This is a genomic window from Isoptericola sp. GX10416, assembly GCF_056590155.1.
Map to the genome: position 1 here is coordinate 1 of NZ_JBWPVO010000004.1, position 20,101 is coordinate 20,101.

Below are 20,101 nucleotides of genomic sequence, written 5' to 3' on the forward strand. Positions count from 1 at the left end.
GGGTCCCGCACTGCGTTGCCGCAGGTCAGGCTGTACGGCGTGTCGACGGCGACACGCCCGCTACTGGGAAAGGCTCACTGACGATCTGGACGTTCGGGTCTCCGACCGGTTGGCACGCACGATCGATGCGAATCCTTCCGCGCGTGCCTACTTCACTGCACCGCAGCTCCGAGGTTGCGTAGCGGCCCCGCGCAATGGTCGCCCTCCTGGTAAGTCCTATATGGAGTGGCATCGCACCAGAGTGTTCGTGAACACGCCAGCCTCTGCGTGAAGGAGGCTCGGGCGTCCGCCGCGCCCAGCGATGCCGCCGACTTCACCCACCGCGCCGGTCACTTTGCCTACATTTGACGGCTACGCTTCCCGTGCCAGGAGCAACGGATCTCCCGCTGACGCGCAGGAGGCACTCGGCGTCCCGGGCGGCAAGAATGGGCGCACCCCGCCACGTAGCAAGCACCACCGAGAGGTACACGCGTGACAGCACCGACGACGGCGCCACGGACCACCGGGTTCGACGCCGCACCCGGCTCCACGGTCGTCGTGCGTGACGAGGAGTGGCTCGTCACGCAGGTCGAGCCCACGGCGGACGGCCACTTCGTCCATGTGGTCGGCCTGTCAGGCCTGGTGCGGGACACGGAGGCCGTGTTCTCCACCGCGATCGACCACGTCACGGTCGCCGATCCTGCCGACGCCGCCGTCGTGGCGGACGAGTCCCCGCGCTACCGCGAGTCCCGTCTCTGGCTGGAGGCGATGCTGCGCAAGACGCCGGTCCCGGTCACCGAGGACTCGCTGACGACGGCGCACCGCGCGTTGGCGGACCCGCTGCCGTACCAGTTCGAGGCGGTCCGCAAGGCGCTCGACCCGGACAACCTGCGCCCCCGCATCCTGCTGGCGGATGCCGTCGGGCTCGGCAAGACGCTCGAGATCGGCATGATCCTCTCCGAGCTGGCCCGCCGGGGCCGTGGTGAGCGGATCCTGGTGGTCACCCCCAAGCACGTGCTGGAGCAGATGCAGTTCGAGCTGTGGACCCGCTTCGCGTTGCCGTTCGTGCGCCTCGACTCCACGGGCATCCAGCGGATCCGGCAGAAGCTGCCTGCGAACCGCAACCCGTTCGCGTTCTTCAAGCGGGTGATCATCTCGATCGACACCCTCAAGAGCGACAAGTACGTGGCGCACCTGCGCCGCCACCGGTGGGACGCCGTCGTCATCGACGAGTCGCACAACGTCACGAACTCGTCGACGCAGAACTTCCGCCTCGCCTCGATGCTGGCCCGGCAGACGGACGCCATGGTCCTGGCCTCGGCCACGCCGCACAACGGCGACCCGCGGTCGTTCGCGGCGCTGGTCCGCATGCTCGAGCCGTCGGCGGTGAAGCCCGACGGCGTCGAGCTGGACGAGAAGCAGGTCGAGCGCCTCATCGTGCGGCGGCACCGGCACTCGCCCGAGGTCGCCTCGGTGGTGGGCGCGGACTGGGCGGAGCGCAAGGAGCCGCAGAACGTCCTGGTGACCCCTTCGCCGCTCGAGGAGGAGATCGCCGTCGAGCTGGAGGACACCTGGTTGTGGCCCACGAGCGGCTCCTCCCCCTACTCGGGCCGGGGCGGCGCCACGCTGTTCCCCTGGACTCTCGCCAAGGCGTTCCTGTCCTCGCCGGCGGCGCTGGAGGAGTCCGTGCGCAAGCGCCTGCGCGCGCTCGACGCAGGCACGGAGACCTCCGACGAGGACGAGTCGCTCGTCACGCCGGACGCCGACGACGGCGGCATCCCGGACGCGCGAGCCACCGCGGGCACCGGGACCCGTGCCACCGAGCGCACCGCCCTGGCTCGCCTGCACGATCTGGCGACCCGCTCGCTCACCGAGCGCTCGGCGAAGTACGACGCGCTGCGCGACCATCTACGCGGCATCGGCGTCGGCAAGGGCTCCGACATGCGTGCGGTGGTCTTCGCCGAGCGCGTCGCGACGCTGGGCTGGCTGCAGGGCCGGCTGACCAAGGACTTCGGCCTCAAACCGGAGAACGTGGCCGTCCTGCACGGCGGGCTCTCCGACGTCGACCAGCAGCGGATCGTCGAGTCCTTCAAGCTCGCCTCCTCCCCCATCCGGGTCCTGGTGACCGGCGACGTGGCGTCGGAGGGCGTGAACCTGCACAGCCACTGCCACCACCTGGTGCACTACGACATCCCGTGGTCCCTCATCCGGATCGAGCAGCGCAACGGCCGCATCGACCGGTACGGGCAGAAGAACGCGCCGCAGATCACGGCGCTGCTGCTGGACCCGCAGCGCACACGCCGGTTCGGCGGCGACCTGCGCGTCCTGACGCGTCTCGTCGAGCGTGAGCACCACGCCCACCACGCGCTCGGGGACACGGCCTCGCTCATGGGCCAGTACTCGGTGGCGGCCGAGGAGAAGTCGATCGCCGACGTCCTCCGCCAGGCTCGCTCCCTGGAGAGCGTCGTCAAGGAGGTCGAGGAGGTCGCGGCCGACGACGGCCCCGCAGGCCTCTTGGCCCGGCTCATGAACCTCGGGGCGAGCACCGAGGCACCGCCCGCACCAGCAGCGGCCCCCACGGGCGGCCGCACCGGTGTGTACGACGACGATCTCGCGTTCCTTGAGGACGCCCTCACGCAGATCTACACCACACCCGGGCAGGAGCCCTCGAACGGTGTGGCGTGGAAGAAGGCCGCGAACGCCTCGGTCGCCTCGCTCAAGCCCCCGCGGGACCTGCGGCAGCGCCTCGAGGTGCTCCCGCAGTCCTACCTCGCGGACCGACGCGTCACCGAGGTGCTCCGGTTGGCGACGACGGCGGCGCAGGGCACCCGCGAGCTCGCCAACGCCCGCAGCGCGGAGTCGACGTCGGTGTGGCCGGAGGCCCACTTCCTCGGCCCCCTGCACCCCGTCGTCGAGTGGGCGTCGGACCGGGCGCTCGCGTCGTTGGGCCGCAACCAGGTCTTCGCCGTCCGTGGCGACCTCGAGGAGCTGACGGTGCTCGTCCAGGCCGCGCTGTACAACGTGCGCGGGCAGGTGGTGGCGACGTCGTACCAGACGGTGGCGTTCCCGAACCTCGACAACCCGGGTTTTGCGCTCCCGAAGCCGCACGAGTCCGCCGCGGCCGCGATCGAGGCGCTGCACCTCGGTGCCACGAACAAGGGCGGCGTCGCCGGGGCATCGGGGCTCCAGCCGTACGTGCGCCAGGCCGTGCGCTCGGCGGAGAGCGCGGTGGGCGACCAGATCACCTCCATCGAGATCACCGCCAAGAAGCGCGTCGAGGCCTGGCTGGACCGCAGCAGGCACTGGCGCCTGGAGGCGTCCGCGCTCATCAGCCGCGAGGTGGGGGCCGCCCGGACCGGCATCACGAACCGGCAGTCCGACATCGACGAGGAGTCCCGCCTGGCGCGCGAGATGCTGCCGGAGCGCACCCTGCTGCGCCCGCTGCTCGTCGTCGTCCCGCCCGGTCTCGACCTTCCCGAGCCGGGAGCCGAGACGCACAGCACCGAGGAGTACACCTGATGGCTGCTAGTGACGCGATCGTCGTCGGCGAGGACTGGATCAGCGAGCACTACTTCTCCACGGACGGCAAGCAGTCGTTCCAGGCGAAGGTCCTGGAACGGCGTAGGGCATGGGACGACGGCGGTACGGACGCGCCGTCGGCCCGCACGCGCTTCGTCGCGGCCCGGGCAGACCTGCTCTCGACGCTTGCCGGTCTCGGCGAGGAGGGCGGCCGGTTCGCCGTGCTGCCCGAGCTGTACGAGCGGCTGCGCTCCGTCCTCGGCTACACGACGGCGGCCCTGCAGGCCAAGCGCGAGGGCCCGGTCGAATGGGTGCACGCGACCGGGCTGGAAGCCAAGGCGCCGCTGGTGCTCGTCGACGCGGTCGCGGTCAAGGACGTCGAGTCGCTGCTGGCCAAGGGCGACCCGGCCAAGCCTTCACGGCAGGATCGAACGCTCCTGGAGCCGTACCAGGCTGACGAGAAGACGCAGATCTACTCGGTGGCCCGGCTGCTCTCGCACCTGTTCGTCCAGGACGAGGGGCCGGACTACGCACTCGTGCTGGCGGGCGGCTGGCTGCTGGTGGCGGAGAAGGCTCGCTGGGCCGAGGGCCGGTACCTGGCCGTCGACCTCCAGCTCGTCGCCGAGCGCGCTGACGACAAGCGCGGCGGTGAGACCGACCGCGCGCTGACGTGCGTCGAGGCGGCCTCGCTCGCCCCGGACCCCGAGGGCAACCTTTGGTGGCCCGGTGTGCTCGAGGAGTCGGTCAAGCACACCGTCGGCGTCTCGAAGGACCTGCGCGAGGGCGTGCGGCTGTCGATCGAGATCATCGCCAACGAGGTGGTCCGCCGTCGTGCCGCCCAGGGGCTCGAACCGCTGCCGCAGGCGGAGGCGCAGAACCTCGCGCGGCAGTCGCTGCGGTACCTGTACCGCGTCCTGTTCCTGCTGTACGCGGAGGCCTCCCCCGAGCTCGGCGTCCTGCCCGTCGGCGACCCGGTCTACGAGCGCGGCTACAGCCTCGACCGCCTCCGCGAGCTGACGCTGGTCGAGCTCCCCGGCCCGGCGGCCGAGCACGGCACCCACCTCTTCGAGTCGCTCGGCACGCTGTTCCGCATGGTCGACACGGGGCACGACGGCGGTGGCACAGGTCCCGAGGCGGGCGACGCCGGGCTGACCTTCAGCCCGCTCAAGGCTGATCTCTTCCTGCCGCAGGCGACCGCGCTGATCGACGCCGTCGGGCTCGGCAACGCCGCCCTGCAGCAGGTGCTGCGCCACCTGCTGCTCAGCAAGGAGTCGAGGGGCAAGGACCGCGGGTTCATCTCGTACGCCGAGCTCGGCATCAACCAGCTCGGCGCCGTGTACGAGGGCCTCATGAGCTACACGGGCTTCTTCGCCACCGAGGATCTGCACGAGGTCGCCAAGGACGGCAACGCGGAGAAGGGCTCCTGGGTGGTCCCTGTCGTGCGGTCGCAGGGCATCGCACCCAAGGACTTCGTGGCGTTCGACGACCCGGTGACCGGTGAACCGAAGCCCGTGGTGCACGAGCAGGGCACGTTCGTGTTCCGGCTCGCGGGGCGTGAGCGGCAGCAGTCGGCGTCGTACTACACGCCCGAGGTGCTGACCCGGTTCACCGTCTCCCAGGCGCTCGTGGAGCTCATCGGCCCGGACGACCCCGACCCGGAGTCGGTGGAGTGGAAGGGCCGGGAGATCCCGCGCAAGCTCTCGGCGCGCGAGATCCTCGACCTCACCGTCTGCGAGCCGGCCCTCGGGTCCGGCGCGTTCGCCATCGAGGCGGTGCGCCAGCTGGCCGCCGCCTACCTGCGGCGCCGTCAGGCCGAGACCGGCGTGAAGATCGAGCCCGACGAGTACGCGCGCGAGCTGCAGAAGGTCAAGGCGTACATCGCCCTGCACAACGTGTACGGCGTGGACCTCAACGGCACCGCCGTGGAGCTCGCCGAGATCTCCCTGTGGCTCGACACCATGGGCAAGGGCCTCAGTGCGCCCTGGTTCGGCCTGCACCTGCGGCGCGGCAACTCGCTCATCGGCGCACGGCGCGCCGTCTACCGCCGCGACCAGCTCGTCAAGAAGGCATGGCTCAAGTCCGTGCCCGCCGACGTGCCACTCGCGCCGTCCGACGGCGACCGCGCGGCCGGGCGCACCAGCTCGCTCGGCGACGTGGACGGCCGGATCCACCACTTCCTGCTGCCCGCCGCAGGGTGGGGCAGCGCCGTCGAGGCCAAGGAAGCCAAAGAGCTGGCGCCCGAGGCGCTCGCCCGGCTCAAGGCGTGGCGCAAGTCGGTGCTCGTCACGCCGTCGAAGAAGCAGACGGACGAGCTGGTGAAGCTGGGGCACCGCGTCGAGGTGCTGTGGGACCTCGCGCACCGGCGCCTGGAGATCGCCGAGCAGCAGATCCGGCGGTCGCTCGATGTCTGGGGCGCCGAGGACCTGCCGGTCGGCGGCGAGGTGACCCGCGAGCAGATCGAGGCGGCGCTCGCCGACGCGCGGGGCGCCTACCAGCGGCTCCGGCTCGTGATGGACGCTTGGTGCGCGCTGTGGTTCTGGCCGCTGACGGACGGGTTAACCCGGGTTAAGGCCTCCGACGGCTACGGCGAGGCCAGCATCGTCGAGCCGCCGAACCTGGACGAGTGGATCGCCGGGCTGCGCGCCGTGCTCGGCGTCCACACCGAGACCGGAGGGACCGGCCGCGGCAAGGCCTGGCGCGGCGGCGACCAGACGTTCGCGTCGACCGCAGACTGGGACGAGCTCAATGAGGCCGAGGAGCTCGAGCTCTCCTTTGCCGGGGCCGTCGCGCCTGAGCGGGTGCTCGCCGACCACCCGTGGCTGCGCGTGTGCCAGCAGGTCGCCGAGCGGCAAGGGTTCTTCCACTGGGAGCTGGACTTCGCGCCCGTGTTCGCCGCTCGCCGCGGGTTCGACCTACAAGTGGGGAACCCGCCATGGGTGCGGCCGATGGTGGACGTCGAGGCACTGCTCGCTGAAGGCGATCCGTGGTGGCAACTCAAGGGCAAGGCGACACAGGCGGAAGTCAAGGAACGGCGCGAAGCGACGCTCGAACTCCACGGGATTGCGGACTTCGTCGTGAGCGCGATCGGCGACGTCGAGGTCACCAAGGAATTCGTCAGCTCGGTGCAGGACTACCCGCACCTGAGCGGACTCCAACCTGACCTCTACCGCTGCTTCATGGAACAGGCATGGCGGCACATCGCGCCCGTAGGGTCGATTGGGCTAATCCATCCGGACACCCATTTTACTGACGAAAGAGCTAGACGCCTGCGCGCAACATGCTATCGAATGCTGCGGCGAACCTGGCTGTTCGTGAATCGATTGGGACTGTTCGAGATCGGACCGCTAATCGCCTACGGCGTGCACATATATGGAACACCAGAGTCACCCGAGTTTCTTCAGTCAACTTCGCTATTCCATCCAGACACTCCGGCACGCTCGCTACATCATGGTGGCGACGGCGAAGAGCCAGGCATCAAGGACGCCGCAGATCGCTGGGAGAAGCGCCCCCACTCGGGCCGCATAATTCTGATTGATAAGTCTGTCCGGTCAGTTTGGCACGCTTTCCTCCGAGAGGACGCTGCCGTTCCCGCGAGCGAGACCCGGATGGTTTATGCCGTCAATCGCTCCACACTTGAAGCACTCAAGAAACTTGCTAGATCTCCGCGCTTGGACGCTCTAAACTTGAGGTTTTCGTCAGGGTGGCACGAAAAGAACGATCGGACCAAGGGGCATTTCGACACCGAATGGGGCCACCCGAAGACTTGGGATGACTCAGTTCTGCAAGGCCCGCATCTACATGTCGCAAATCCGTCGTTCAAGGTCCCAAATCCAACCATTGCGAACAAACAGGACTGGTCGGCAGTTGACTTGGAATCTCTAACACCTGCTGCAATCCCGGCCACCTCGTACCAAGCGCACGGCGACCGTACGGCCTACGACGCGGCCTACACCCACTGGACCCGCGACGTCGCGATCGGCCCCGACGGCCACCCCGCCGACGAGGTCCCGGCCGTTGACCCGAAGTACTTCCGCGATGCAGAAATCACCACCCGCACCGACGGCACCGTCATCCGCACCGAGACAGTGTCGGCCCGTGCCTTCTACCGCCTCGCCTGGAGGAACATGGCGGACAACGGCGGCGAACGAACGCTGATTCCCGCGATCATCCCGCCCGGGGCGGCGCACGTGGATGGGATCTACTCGCTTGGCCTACCGGACGAGCATCCTCGTGAGCTCGCACTCACCGCAGCGGGATTCCAGTCACTCGTTTCCGACTTCGCGATCCGCGCGGCCCCAAAGTCAACGATCCGATCGGGCACCGCTTCGCGACTCCCTCGCATCGAGTGGGGCCCACTCGCGCCGGAGATCATTCTTCGGACGCTCCGACTGAACTGCGTCACCGACGCCTACGCCGACCTATGGGCCGCGTGCTACGACCCTGAATTCCGGGAGGACAAGTGGACGGGCCTCCCAGAGCGCACCGGCTGGGTCGACCTCGGCGACGTCGGGCCGGTGTGGACGCCGGACACGCCTCTCCGCCGGGCCGAGGACCGCCGCCAGGCGATGCTGGAGATCGACGTCCTCGTCGCCCTCTCCCTGGGCCTGACCGCGGACGAGCTGTGCACGATCTACCGCACCCAGTTTCCGATCCGTTTCGGCTACGACCGCAACCGCGATCACTACGACGCCAACGGCCGCATCGTCCCCAACGCCATCCTGACCACCTGGCGCAAGCGTGGTGGCAACGACGGCCGGTACTCCGACGAGGACCTCACCTCCACCCACCCCGGCAGCGGCGTCGACTACCTCTACGAGCTCCCCTTCGAGACGCTTGACCGCGAGGACCACATGCGCCAGGCCTACGCCGCCTTCGAGTCCCGCATCCAGGAGGGTCGTTCATGACCGAGATGCCGCACGGGAGCGTGCCACCGAACCTCCCGCCGCCCCGCCCGGCGTCGTCCGCCCCTGCGCCGGGCTCGGGCTACCCACCGCCATCGTCGCCTCCGACGATGCCGCCGCCTCCGCCGGGCTACGGCCCACCGCCGCCGGCGCCCCTGCTCCCGCCGGTTCCGGGCACCGGCGCGAGCAGCCAGTGGCAGCACCAGGCGCCTGCTCCCGCGCAGCCCGTCTACCCGACCCCCTACGGCCACTACCCGCGCCCCGACAAGTCGCTCGCCGTCGCGTACGTGCTGTGGTTCTTTGTCGGCTACCTCGGCGTGCACCACTTCTACCTCGGCAAGGTCGGGCGCGGCGTGGGCTACCTCCTCACCGTGGCGTGGTTCCTGATCGGCTGGCTCGTCGACCTGTTCACCCTCCCGGCGCAGGTGAGACGCATCAACGCCGAGCGCCGAGTGGGCCTGCGATGAGACGAGGCGAACGATGAGCACAGACGCGCCGGACGGGTATCGCAAGGAGATTCGCGAGGTCTACGTCAGGGAGGGCGCAGAGCTCTCCGACTCCCGCGCCCACCCGGGGTACAAGAGCGACCTTGCACGAGACCGGGACACGAACGACTTGTCGCACACGGTGATCGGCGACGAGGTGGACCCCGCGAAGTCCTCGGAAGACACGGCAGTTCCCGTCCACGCCGGCCACGTCGTCGACGACGAGCTCGAGATCCCAGGAGCGCTTCTGGCCGTCGGGGCGGGCATCGCGATCGGCGCCGTCGGGTTCAAGTACATGCAGTACCGGAGGAGCGAGCGGCAGAGCGAAGCAGTCGCGGACGAGGCCTCGACTCCCGCCGCGGCAACCCCGGCCAGTTGGTACGCGGACCCGTCGGACACGACGCAGTGGCGCTACTGGGACGGGCGCGGCTGGACCCACCATGTCGCGCCGATGTCAGCACCACCGGCGATGCCGGCCGAGTGGTATCCGGACCCCTCGGACGCGGCGCACCTGCGCTACTGGGACGGGCACGGCTGGACACACCACGTCGCACCACGCCCAGGGACCGCCCCGGCAGTCCGTGCGGCCGAGGCGTCGCTGCCGCGCGCGCTCCCCGCCGACGGCTCCGAAACCTCGGTCACGATGAGCAGCGCCGAGTGGCAGGCTCACGGCCGTGCCTGGGCCGCGGTCGCCGCCATGGAGCAGGAGCTGTGGTGGAGGCTGGTCCATGCTCGGATCGCCGACGCCGACCCGACCCTGCTGGCAGCGCAGCACGAGCTCGCTCGACTCACTCCGGAGCAGGGTGCACAGCGCATCCGGCTGACCCTGGATGCCAACCCGCACCTGCGCGACGGGCTGGATCTAGCCCAGCTCCTCCGCATGGTCGGCGACGTGCGGACTGCGGAGCATCCCGAGAAGATCGGACATGTCGCAGCGCCGCGCCGCGAAATTGGAGGACACGCCTGATGGCAGCACTGGCCGGAGGACAGCAGATCCTCGACCTGCTCAGCGGGACGGAGGACCTGCTCGGCCAGGATTTCAAGTTCCGTCCCAACTGGTGGACCGGCCGGGTCGACCCGTCCGTGTCGGCGTGGCTTCACGAGCTCCCCGGCGACCCGGGCGGCCGCGGATATCACCGCATCGACCGTGGCCGGATGCTCGCGACCGGCGATGGGAGCGCGGGCTGGGAGTCCCGCGCCCTGCTGGCAGGTTATGTCTGGGGTACCGGGCATCTCGCGTTCCTCGTCGGGCGACGAGCACGCACCTTTCGCGACACCGAGCCCGCCGACCTGCAGAAGCGGTTGGAGTCTTCCGTCGAGGCGCTCGCCGCGGACGGCCCGACGATGGCCTACCGGGCGCTGCACCGCGGCCCAGGGTCGATCAAGCACCTGGGCCCGGCATTCTTCACCAAGTTCCTCTACGTCGCCGACGCGTCGAGGGTCGATCGGCCGGACGGCGCGCTGATCATGGACCAGTTCGTGGTGAAGTCGCTCAACGCGCTCCACGGCTGGTCGGAGCCCACCTACGGGTGGTCGCCGTCCCGCTATCCCGAGTGGCTCGCCGTTGCCACCGAGCAGGCAGCTATCGCCTCCGACGAGCTGGGCCGCCACGTGCGCCGCGACGAGATCGAGCTCGCCTATTTCCGCCACGGCAAGTCCGTCTGACGAAGGAGTCACGATGAAGGCCGACGCACTCACACCGCGGCAGCTGTTCGACGGGAAGATGCACTACGAGATCCCTTCGTTCCAGCGCCCCTACGTCTGGAACGAGGAGGACCAGTGGGCGCCGCTGTGGGAGGACATCCTCCGCGTAGCGGTGAGCTACGTACCGCCCGAGTCCGGGGCCGCGGTCGACCCGGAGCGACACTTCCTCGGCGCGATCGTCTACGAGTCGCGGCCGCCCGTCGTCGGCGACGTCACCCGTCACCTCGTGATCGACGGCCAGCAGCGCACCACGACGCTCCAGCTCGTCATCGACGCCGTGCAGTCCGCCATCTCGACGCGTGGGCACGAGACGCTCGCCGAGGACCTCGAAGACCTTGCCCTGAACAAGTCCGCGGCTTTCCGCGGCAAGCCTGAGCGCTTCAAGCTCTGGCCCTCCCGCCAGGACCGCGCCGCGTTCGAGCAGGCCATGGACGACAGTCGGCCGTCCGACGGCGAGCACCGGGTGCTCGAGGCCCACCGGTTCTTCAGCAGCGAGGCCCGTGCGTGGCTCGAGGGCAAGCCCGACGATGACGGCAACCTCCCGCCCGGCACTGAGGAGCAGCGAGCCTGGGCACTGACGTCCACGCTGCAGGACGGCCTCTACGTCGTCGCGATCAACCTCACCGGGCACGACGACTCGCAGCTCATCTTCGAGACCCTCAACGACCGCGGCACACCCCTGCTCAAGGCCGACCTCATCAAGAACTGGGTCTACAAGGTCGGCACCGACGTCGGGGCCGACGTCGACAAGTGGCCCGACACCCACTGGGTCGACTTCGACGACGAGTGGTGGCGCGCGGAGATCACCCAGGGTCGGCAGATGCGGTCCCGCATCGACATCTTCCTGCAGTACTGGCTCACCATGCGGATGCGGGACGAGGTGAAGACCGAGCAGGTGTTTCGCACCTTCACCCAGTACGCCAAGCCGCACATGGCGGACGCGACAGGCGCAGAGGAGTTCCTCGGTGCGATGCGACGCGACGCCGACACCTACCGGCAGCTCACGCAGCTCGATCCGACATCGCCCGAGGGTTCCTTCCACTCGCGCGTCGTGGAGACGATGGAGCTCGCGGCCACCAGCCCGCTCCTGCTGTGGTTCGTCTCCGAGAACCACGAGGTCCCTGCGTCTCAGGTCGCCGTAGGGCTCAACGCGCTGGAGAGCTGGGTCATCCGTCGGACCCTCGTCCGCGCCACCATGAAGGGCGTCAACCAAGTCATGGTCGCCATCCTGAAGGTCGTGGCCGACGCGCCTGTGGACACTGCTGGTGACGCCGTCCGCGACTACCTCGCCAGACAGTCCGCGGACGCCCGGTACTGGCCGACGGACGAGCAGATGCTCGCCGTGCTGCCCGGCCTGCGCCTCTACGGCAACATCCGGCAGTCACGGATCGCCGAGGTGTTGTGGGCCGTCGAGACGAGTCTGCGCACGAAGTTCAACGAGGACCTACCGCAGCCGCCCAAGCTGCAGGTGGAGCACGTGATGCCGCAGGGCTGGCGCACCCACTGGGACACCGAGCCACGCCTCGGGCCAGAGGCCGCTGCGGCACGCGACCAGCTCGTCAACACGCTAGGGAACCTGACGCTCGTGACGCAGCCACTCAACGGGTCCTTGTCCCACCGCCCCTGGACCGACTCCGAGGCGACCGGGATGAAGACCGGCGGCATGGCAGGTCGCGGCAAACGCGGGCTCCTCGAGGACTTCGCGCTCCTCGTCCTCACCAAGCACATCGTCAAGCAGCATCCGGACGCGTGGACCGACGAGAACATCCGGGCCCGGTCCAAGAATCTCACCCAGGCCATCTGCAGCGTGTGGCCCGGCCCGCCGGAGTCATCGATTCCGGAGACCGTGGCCGAAGCCGTCGACCCCGGCCACGCCTCTGAGCAGTAGGTTGCCGAGACTGCGTCGGCGGACCTGGCTAGAGTCCCGTGGACGACCGCCGAGCTCAGCGAGATTGCCGGCCGAGCCACACCCATGACGTTGCGCGTGCTCGACCACGTCGCCCTCGAGCGCCCCGGAATGCCGCTGCGCGGTGACGACCTCGAGCCGCTCGGACTGACCGCACAACGAGTCGCCAGAGTGTCAGGGGCGCTCTCACGACTCGTCTACACCCGCTACCAGCGTTCGAATCCGCCGCTCGGCTCTATCGAGATTGCCGGGCAGTGGCACTACCGCATGGAAGCCCCGGTCGCCGAAGCATGGAGGAAGGCCCGCGACCTGTCGGCGTCGAACTGATGGCAGCGCCGGCCATTTTGATCTCCCCCTCGCCACACGGAACCTCGTGCGATGGCTCGTCACGCCAGGTCCAGGTCTCGCCCTCGTCTGGTGCACTGCCACGTCCGGAGGCTTGCCCACTCCGTGGGCGCGGTGGTGCGCACCCGTTGTCGCCACCAGCATCTGGCATTCTCTCTCGGCCGCGGGCAATCCACCGAGGGACTGTTCTGACCGGTCGCGTCCCGGGCTGGCCGGCAACCGCCTGGACAGCGCTTCCTGCGTAGGAGGTCTGTGCCGGTGTACAGGGTGCGGCAGGCACCTCGCGCGCCAAAGTCTGCAGTCCGAGTACCCTGGTACCCAGGTACTTGCCGCTACCTTCGGTATCAACGTATCCTGCCTGGTCCCTACAGGAGAGAGTCATGGCCACCACACTCGCCCCCGTGAAGGTTGACGCCGCGACCGACCAGCTGCTCACCCAGACGTCGCACTTCCTCGGTAGGTCCAAGAAGGACGTGCTCGCCCGTGCGGTACGCGAGTACGTGGACAACCACCGAGACGAGATCCAGTCCGGCGTGACCGAGGCACTAGCGCAGCTCGACGGATCCGTCACCTCCGCAGTTGGACTGCTCGCCGACGCCACAGACGAGGAGATGACGCGCTACGGCGGCATCACCGAGCGCTGAAACAGGGTCGGTGTCGGCCGTGGCCGGTACCGTGATCCGGCATGGCGGAGAATCCTCCCGTACGCCCCACGGTGCGCTGCCTCGAGAACGATCTCGGGCAGTCGTTGCCGCCTCTCGAAGTTGCCCTCCACGACGTCGACCATCCGTTGGTAGAGCGCGCTCAGGACGTCCCAGCCCAGGTGGAGGCACGCTCCGCCGAGCGGATCATCAGCCTCACCGACCGAGTCTGGTTCAAGCGACGTGCCGGGAGGTGGCGTGGCGCCGTCGGCGAAGTGACCGATACCGACGACGTCCTGAGCGGCTGGTGGCTCGCCGCTGCCGGCCGACGCGAGGACGGCAGCCTCGGAGACTTCTACGCCGATCTTGCCGCGACCGCCACCCGCAACGGCCGTGGCACCGGCGAGCCCGACTCGGGATGGCTGCTCCCCGAGGCTGCGGACACTCGTCGTCTCCAGCTGGAGACGACGACACGTGCGGTCCTCGCGATCCGACGCGACATCCGCCGGCTCATCGCTCGCTCTGTCCGCTCCGGCCACGGGTGGGCGCTGGAATTGGACCAGCATCGGCTCCTTGTGGAGGTCCGTTGCCGTGACGAGGCGTACCTCGCGCTGGGCACCGACGGGTTCGTCGACCCGCGGATGATCGCCGTCGTCCTCGACAGCGTTCCCGGCATCCCCAGCGACGCATGGCAGGCCGAGCCGGCCGCAGTGCTCGGCATCCAGCCTGGTGCGGGGCAGATCGTCTATTCCACCCTGCTACCGGCCGACGTGCAGAAGGCCCTCCTGGAGGAGTTCCCCGACGAGGGCGCCTGGTGACCGGCGACGCCGCCCGCCGACGTTCCGCGCAGCAGGGAACCGGCACCCGGCGCATGATCGTCGCTCGGCGGTGCCCGACCACGCCCGTCGGCGTCCTCGAACGCAGCGAGCAGGTATACCGGTTCGCGTACTTGGAGACCGTCCTGCGGATCGACGGCTTTCGGCCCCTCGTGGGTTTCCCGGACGTCCAGCGTCGATACCAGCGCGAGAACCTCTTTCATCTGTTCGCACAGCGCGCGATGAGTCCGCGCCGTCCTGACTACCTCCGGTACGTCGCCGAGCTCGGCCTGACGCCGGAGGAGCACGAACCGTGGGAGCTGCTCGCCCGATCCCACGGGACCCGGGAGGTCGATCGCCTCCAGCTCCTCCCCGTCCCCGAGGTCATCGGCGGAACCGTCGTCCACCCGTTCCTGGTCCACGGCACCCGGAATGCTCCAGGGAGCCCGGAGGAGCGCGAGCGCACGATTCGAGGCCTGACCGTCGGCGAGCGCCTTCAACTGGTCGCAGAACCCAACAACGAGGCCAACCCAGCAGCCGTGCTCGTCACCACCGAGGACGGCGCGGTGCTCGGCTGGGTGCCCGACCTCCTTCTCCGAGACCTGCACCGGGTCACCGTGCGCGCGGACGTCGAGACCCGAGTGCTTCGAGCCAACGGACCCGACGCACCGGCGCACCTTCGCGTCCTGGCGGAACTCGCCGCGTCCGGGCTGGGAGACTTCGAGTTCTTCAGGGGGTCGGAGTGGCGGACGGTCCCCGAGTCGCTGGGTCAGTAAGCGAAGATGTCCTCGATCCCGAGTGCCGCGACTTCGGTCTTCGCGGGCAGGAACCCGCAGCACGCGTCGTAGATGTCGATGAGGCGGGCTGACGCCAGGTCCTCCTCCAGCCTGTCGTACAGGTCGAGGAGGTGGACGACGTCGTTCGCGGCGTCCTCGATCTGCTCCGACGACAGCACCGTCGAAGCCCAGTCGCTCGTCCTGACTGCTTCCTTCGGCAGGCCCACGCCCAGGCGATCTTGGTGCACCGGACGTTGGCGGCGCGTGCGCCCCAGGCGATACGCATGAAGAGCAGGTCGAAGTGCGCATGATGCATGACGACACGCACTGACGGATCTGGCAAGACCCGGACCAGGCCACTCGGGCGTCCCCCTTCGAGCTGCACCAACGTCGTACCCACCCCACGGGCGGACAGCTGGCACAGCTGAAGGCTGTCCACCGTCGCGTCGAGGCCGGACGTCTCCGTATCCCAGGCGATCGGGCCGGCCCCTCGGTACGCGTCGACGAGTTTGTCGGACAGGTTCCCACGCACCACCGTGATGTCGGAGGCGTGCGCCGGTTCAGTCATCAAGGGAGGCTACCGGTGGCAACGCCGGACACGTGGGACATGTCCCGGCTTGTGGATGGCACTGCCAGCCCATGGACAACCATCGAGACGAGATCCAAGCCAGAGTGACCGCCGCACCCGAGCATCTGGACGGCTACGTCATATCTGCGGTCGAGCTGCTCGCCGATACCACGGACGGGGAGATCGCACGCCACGGCGGCATCACCTCTGACGGCGCCGGTGACCGTCCGTAGGTGATGGGACTTCGAGCTCAGCGGGTCGGCACGCCGTCGACCCGCTGAGCCCGAGCTGTCACCTCCCAGACTTGCGCATCCTGAATGTCCCGTCGCCACGGTTGACCTTCGTGTACCCGTTGAAGGTGCCACCCGGGCCGGACTTCTGACGGAGGCGGGCCGGGCTGACACCGCGTGTGGACGAGTTGCTCGTGCGCGACGTCGCACCGGATCCTCCGAAGCGACTGCTGAAGCGGTTCGTCGCCATCATTTTCACCTCCCTTCCAACGTGTAGCGAGCCAGCTCGAGCGCGGCTGGGCTGGTGGTCGTGGAGGCCCGCTCACCGACCCTGACGCCTCCGACCGTGTCATCGGGCCGGGCGGCATAGTCGGCGTCCCCGGCTCGTGCATGGAACTTGTCCGGGTCGAACTCGACCTGCGCGAACGCGGCGTCGATGCCGACGTCGAGGATCGGATCGCTGTACCGGTGGGTTCCGTCGGCGCTGTCAAAGAACCGACCCAGCGGGTCGACCATGATGTAGGAACCACGGATCATGTCGATCGGCTCATCGACGACTCGGATCTCGCTCTCGGTGAGCGCGTCGCGGTGACGGGCGACATACTCGTCGAACTCGTCGCGCGTCGGAGTCAGGTCCGCGATGAACCTGTCGTTCTGCCCCTCGACCGGAGCGGCCTGGAGGAGCTTCCAGCGCTCGGGTGCGAGCCTGCGGACGAGGTCGGCCATGTCGTCGCGTTGGTTGCGGGTGGTCACGACGGTGTTGAGCTTGACCACGATGCCGCGGCGGCGAGCCTCGTCAGCCAACGTCGTGTAGTGCTCGACCGACAACGTCTTCCCTCCGTGAGCTGCGCGCCCGAGCAGGTGCTGGATGTCGGCGCTCGCACTGTCGATGCTGATGGTCAGGAAGTCGAGGTTCGCGGCGTTCGCCTGCAGCCAGGCGACATCGATGCGAGAGCCGTTCGTAACCAGGTTGGTCAGTGCGCCCTCAGCCTTCACAGCGCCCAGGAGATCGGGCAGCCGGCGGTAGAGGGTGGGCTCGCCACCGACGAGCGTGACCTTGGTGTGCCGACGGGCCAGCCGACGGGTGAGCTCGAAGAGCTGCTCGTCGGGCAGGACGGGACGCCCGACCAGGTCAGCGAACGTCGCATAGCAGTAGTCACAGCGAAAGTTGCAGCTCTTGATGAAGTGGAAGTTCGCCGTCAGACGCCGGCGGGCAGGGGCGGGAAGGGACGACATCGGTGTCTCCTGGTTCATGGTCAGGCCGCCGTGGTGGCCGGCCTGCAGTCGAATCGAAGTGCCGGAAGGCAGGTGACGGTCGTCGCGGCGAGGCGGAGCCGACGACCGAGGTGGTCGGCGTGGGCGACGACGTGCAGACGTGCTGACCCCGCGAGCTCGACGAAGGCGTGGTCACCACTCACGACGAGAAGGTCCGTGACACCGCGATCGACGAAGTCGTAGCCCGCCTCGACGAGGGCGATGTCGGCGGCGTCCTTCACAGCGGGGACTGCTGTGAAGGACCAACCGACGCCTGCGAGCACCGGCATGTACTCAACGAGCACGTTCCGGCCGCTGGCGACCCGCGTGGGGATGCCCTCGGCGCGGGTGCGGACTGCCTCGATCAGGGGAAGCCCTATGGCACGCGGAAGTAGATGGCCGCCACGGATGACAGTGTTCTCGATGTCCACGATGGCCCCGAAGCGACGGCGTCGAGCAGGTTGCACGAGATTCTCCTTTTCTGCAGTCACGCCTTCTGGCATGTTGCTCTGGTGAACCCTGGCACACCCGGCGGCAGATCGCAACATGCCGTAAAGATCGGCTGCAAAAAGCCTGCTATCGTTCGACCATGACCCCGCTGACCCTCGCCACTGACCCGCACCGCTCGATCGAGTTCCTGCGGGACGTCGTCGGCTACGGCCTCCTACCCGGCGAGAATTCCGACGTCGCGTCCATCGAGCACTTCTCCACGACGCTGCGCGCTGCGGTACTGGCGTGGTACTGGCCGCAGCCCGGCTACGACGGGAGCTTCGACCCGATCGACGAGTTCCAGGCGGCCTCCCGGGCCAACGGTTCCGAACGCGACCTGCATGTTCAGGTCCGGGCCCTGGTCGGCAACCGGGTGGCCTCGTTCCTCGCGCTTGCGGGCACGCCGGACGGACGAACGATGGACGAGGCCTTCGCAGCCGCCTGCTGGCGGACGACCTGCTCCGGCGAGCAGCTCCTCGGTGTCATCGAGGGCACGCACGGGCTTGATCTGCTTCAGATCATGAAGTTCACCGAAGCCCTGGGACTGCGCTACATCGACCCGCTCGACGACACCGCAGCGCCCGCGAGCTGGACCACGGCTGCCGAAGAGGTGCACCGCAACGTCATGTCCTCGGTTCGTTCTGTTGTGGACCTCGCACTGGCGGTGGCACGGAAGGCACTTGTGCACCGCCTCGAACGCTCGTTGCCGACACACGACGACAACGCCGAGGGCCGCGACACATCCCACGAGAAGTTCGACGAGACCGCGGAGACGTTCCGCGGCCTCCTGCCGCGCCTGGAGGACGAGTTCCACCGCCGACCAGAAACAGTGATCCTCGAAGATGCGCGCACAGCGTTCCGCAAGCAGGAGGACCCCACCGACGCCGCCCGCACAGGCAGGCTCATCGCCGAGCTCACGGTCGGCCACGACGCCGACAACCTGGACAGGACCGCCGACCTGCTCGCAGAGCTGTTCGCAGAGCTCGGGAGTGACAGCGAGCGGCTCCTGAAGGAGACGATCGGCTGGGCAGCGGACCGCGTCGCGGATCTGCCGGATGGCCTCGAGGAGATCAACCAAGGGTACGGCTGGCTCCTCATGGAGCGCGCTCGCGTGAGCAGACAGATCGATCGCGCGATCGCCGATATCGACAGCATCGCTGCCGCCCGTGCCACCATCCGCAAGGCGCTCAACACTCCTGAGGGCAGGCCCACCGCGCCGCGGCCTGGAGACACCTACGCTGCCCCGAAGGTGGGCACCCGCTACCGCGCCCTCTACGAGGCCCTCGCGACCACGGACGCCTCCGTCCCTCTGCTCCGCATCGACCCGGACACCCACCAGATTCAGACCTCAACGCGAGGATGGATCGATCTGCCGACCGGCGCGGTCCGCGACAGCACGTGGTGGTCCGGCTCGGGGCAGAGCAGCTCGGGCCGTCCACAGGTCCGGGCTTGGCGCGCCGCCGGCTACGACACACCACGACTCACGACGAACGAAGACGATGTCATCGTTTCAGCACAGTTTCCAGCGCTCCCGGGGCGCGAGAACTGGCTCGAAGCGCACGACGAGCACGACCGCCTCGCTCAGGGTCGATACACCGTGCCGCCCGCGCCAGATACACCCCTCCACGCGGTCTTCTCCTATAGCGGGCCACCCGTATGGCACATGCATGAGGAACAGTTCGACAAGTTGCGAGTCTCGATCAACCGGTCGACGCCGTCCTCCTCCTCGCCACGCTCCGCTGCGGACCGATCCGAACCGAACGACGACAACGTGGCGACGGACGACGACCGGATCGAACGACTTGTCGCCCACCTGCGCGCAGCCGGCGAGACCGACCGTCGCGGCATCGAATCGTTCTTCGCTGCCGGCGACCACCGCCTCAGCGAGGGCCTGGAGATCGCAAAGTGGCTTCCGAACCTCTTGGCCAAGGCCAGCCGACGGAAGCGCATCGCCAACATCGGGACGCGCAAGCAGCCCCGCTGGGTCGCGGCCGGCACCGCGGCACACCTGGCCGGCCGACTCGCTCGAGCCCTCGAGCACGATTCGGACGGTGAACGCGTCGCCAAGGTCGCTGCCCCGAGGCTTGCCCCCGGCGAGGCCGTCCCCCCGGACCTGTACGTGGCCGTCGTCCGACATGCGTTTCCGGAGATCAGTCCCGGGCCGGCACGTCCCAGGGCACCAATGCTCGGCAAGGAGATGGGCGAAGCGTTCCTGACGGACGAGGCGATGAAGGCCGTGCTCGCGGGTCGCCGCCTCACGGAGAAGGGTATTGAAGCCCTTCTACACAGGATCGACCTCGAGCGCGAAGCCGGCTGGGAGGCTGCAGCGTCAGCCGCGAGCGCCTTCGATGGAGAGCTGGACGACCTGATGGTCGACGACGACGAGATCCTCGCGGCCCAGTAACAGAGGGACAGTTCTCGCCCGTGGTCGCATATCCTCGACACACGACCCGGACGCGCATCCAGGTCAAGGCGGTGAGGTCCAGGCA

The 20,101-nt window shown here is 68.6% G+C and carries 15 protein-coding genes and 1 pseudogene; 12 read left to right on the forward strand and 4 right to left on the reverse strand.

Going from position 1 to position 20,101, the window contains the following annotated elements; all coding sequences use genetic code 11:
- Positions 1 to 471: 471 nt before the first annotated feature.
- The 10 genes from ACWAT2_RS07775 to ACWAT2_RS07820 all read left to right on the forward strand — a co-directional run bounded on the left by ACWAT2_RS07775 (position 472) and on the right by ACWAT2_RS07820 (position 15,071).
- On the forward strand, positions 472 to 3,498 hold the full coding sequence (locus tag ACWAT2_RS07775; RefSeq protein WP_402374548.1) for an SNF2-related protein: 3,027 nt from the start codon (positions 472 to 474) through the stop codon (positions 3,496 to 3,498).
- Positions 3,498 to 8,402, forward strand: coding sequence for a class I SAM-dependent DNA methyltransferase (locus ACWAT2_RS07780; RefSeq protein WP_402374550.1), 4,905 nt, complete (start codon positions 3,498 to 3,500; stop codon positions 8,400 to 8,402). The genes ACWAT2_RS07775 and ACWAT2_RS07780 overlap by 1 nt, the downstream gene beginning before the upstream one ends.
- A gap of 107 nt (positions 8,403 to 8,509) precedes the next feature.
- Positions 8,510 to 8,866 carry a TM2 domain-containing protein gene (locus tag ACWAT2_RS07785; RefSeq protein WP_402374552.1) on the forward strand — a complete coding sequence of 119 codons (357 nt, stop codon included), beginning with the start codon at positions 8,510 to 8,512 and terminating at the stop codon, positions 8,864 to 8,866.
- A 13-nt stretch (positions 8,867 to 8,879) separates the two neighbouring features.
- On the forward strand, positions 8,880 to 9,851 hold the full coding sequence (locus ACWAT2_RS07790; protein ID WP_402374554.1) for a DUF2510 domain-containing protein: 972 nt from the start codon (positions 8,880 to 8,882) through the stop codon (positions 9,849 to 9,851).
- A complete protein-coding gene (locus ACWAT2_RS07795; protein WP_402374556.1) occupies positions 9,851 to 10,549 on the forward strand; it encodes an 8-oxoguanine DNA glycosylase OGG fold protein in 699 nt (232 codons plus the stop codon). Before ACWAT2_RS07790 ends, ACWAT2_RS07795 begins: the two co-directional genes overlap by 1 nt.
- A gap of 13 nt (positions 10,550 to 10,562) precedes the next feature.
- Complete coding sequence (locus ACWAT2_RS07800) at positions 10,563 to 12,476, forward strand: DUF262 domain-containing protein (protein WP_402374558.1); 1,914 nt, start codon at positions 10,563 to 10,565, stop codon at positions 12,474 to 12,476.
- Positions 12,477 to 12,560: 84 nt separating this feature from the next.
- Entirely contained in the window at positions 12,561 to 12,821 is a 261-nt protein-coding gene (locus tag ACWAT2_RS07805; protein WP_402374560.1) for a hypothetical protein, read from the forward strand.
- Positions 12,822 to 13,219: 398 nt separating this feature from the next.
- Entirely contained in the window at positions 13,220 to 13,483 is a 264-nt protein-coding gene (locus tag ACWAT2_RS07810) for a hypothetical protein (protein WP_402374562.1), read from the forward strand.
- Positions 13,484 to 13,524: 41 nt separating this feature from the next.
- Positions 13,525 to 14,298, forward strand: coding sequence for a hypothetical protein (locus tag ACWAT2_RS07815; protein WP_402374564.1), 774 nt, complete (start codon positions 13,525 to 13,527; stop codon positions 14,296 to 14,298).
- A complete protein-coding gene (locus tag ACWAT2_RS07820) occupies positions 14,295 to 15,071 on the forward strand; it encodes an HIRAN domain-containing protein (RefSeq protein WP_402374566.1) in 777 nt (258 codons plus the stop codon). The genes ACWAT2_RS07815 and ACWAT2_RS07820 overlap by 4 nt, the downstream gene beginning before the upstream one ends.
- On the opposite strand, the gene ACWAT2_RS07825 is transcribed toward ACWAT2_RS07820, so the two are convergent.
- Entirely contained in the window at positions 15,065 to 15,298 is a 234-nt protein-coding gene (locus ACWAT2_RS07825) for a 3'-5' exonuclease family protein (protein ID WP_402375120.1), read from the reverse strand. The two genes, ACWAT2_RS07820 and ACWAT2_RS07825, sit on opposite strands and share 7 nt — an antisense overlap.
- A gap of 17 nt (positions 15,299 to 15,315) precedes the next feature.
- Positions 15,316 to 15,639: pseudogene (locus ACWAT2_RS07830) on the reverse strand (3'-5' exonuclease family protein); the annotation flags it as partial.
- 104 nt (positions 15,640 to 15,743) lie between these two features.
- On the opposite strand from ACWAT2_RS07830, the gene ACWAT2_RS07835 reads away from it, so the two are divergent.
- A complete protein-coding gene (locus ACWAT2_RS07835) occupies positions 15,744 to 15,872 on the forward strand; it encodes a hypothetical protein (protein ID WP_402374568.1) in 129 nt (42 codons plus the stop codon).
- A gap of 252 nt (positions 15,873 to 16,124) precedes the next feature.
- On the opposite strand, the gene ACWAT2_RS07840 is transcribed toward ACWAT2_RS07835, so the two are convergent.
- The gene (locus tag ACWAT2_RS07840) at positions 16,125 to 17,105 is read right to left on the reverse strand and encodes a viperin family antiviral radical SAM protein (RefSeq protein ID WP_402374570.1); all 981 of its coding nucleotides are present in this window, start codon (positions 17,103 to 17,105) and stop codon (positions 16,125 to 16,127) included.
- A 20-nt stretch (positions 17,106 to 17,125) separates the two neighbouring features.
- Positions 17,126 to 17,554, reverse strand: coding sequence for a hypothetical protein (locus ACWAT2_RS07845; RefSeq protein WP_480048748.1), 429 nt, complete (start codon positions 17,552 to 17,554; stop codon positions 17,126 to 17,128).
- Positions 17,555 to 17,712: 158 nt separating this feature from the next.
- On the opposite strand from ACWAT2_RS07845, the gene ACWAT2_RS07850 reads away from it, so the two are divergent.
- Positions 17,713 to 20,016, forward strand: coding sequence for a hypothetical protein (locus tag ACWAT2_RS07850; protein WP_402374574.1), 2,304 nt, complete (start codon positions 17,713 to 17,715; stop codon positions 20,014 to 20,016).
- Positions 20,017 to 20,101 lie beyond the last annotated feature (85 nt).

Bases quoted from the DNA above. Each gene is read 5' to 3' on its own strand.
- ACWAT2_RS07780 (WP_402374550.1), top strand. From the start codon at position 3,498: ATGGCTGCTAGTGACGCGATCGTCGTCGGCGAGGACTGGATCAGCGAG.
- ACWAT2_RS07785 (WP_402374552.1), top strand. From the start codon at position 8,510: ATGCCGCCGCCTCCGCCGGGCTACGGCCCACCGCCGCCGGCGCCCCTG.
- ACWAT2_RS07790 (WP_402374554.1), top strand. From the start codon at position 8,880: ATGAGCACAGACGCGCCGGACGGGTATCGCAAGGAGATTCGCGAGGTC.
- ACWAT2_RS07795 (WP_402374556.1), top strand. From the start codon at position 9,851: ATGGCAGCACTGGCCGGAGGACAGCAGATCCTCGACCTGCTCAGCGGG.
- ACWAT2_RS07800 (WP_402374558.1), top strand. From the start codon at position 10,563: ATGAAGGCCGACGCACTCACACCGCGGCAGCTGTTCGACGGGAAGATG.
- ACWAT2_RS07805 (WP_402374560.1), top strand. From the start codon at position 12,561: ATGACGTTGCGCGTGCTCGACCACGTCGCCCTCGAGCGCCCCGGAATG.
- ACWAT2_RS07810 (WP_402374562.1), top strand. From the start codon at position 13,220: ATGGCCACCACACTCGCCCCCGTGAAGGTTGACGCCGCGACCGACCAG.
- ACWAT2_RS07815 (WP_402374564.1), top strand. From the start codon at position 13,525: ATGGCGGAGAATCCTCCCGTACGCCCCACGGTGCGCTGCCTCGAGAAC.
- ACWAT2_RS07840 (WP_402374570.1), bottom strand. From the start codon at position 17,105: ATGTCGTCCCTTCCCGCCCCTGCCCGCCGGCGTCTGACGGCGAACTTC.
- ACWAT2_RS07850 (WP_402374574.1), top strand. From the start codon at position 17,713: ATGACCCCGCTGACCCTCGCCACTGACCCGCACCGCTCGATCGAGTTC.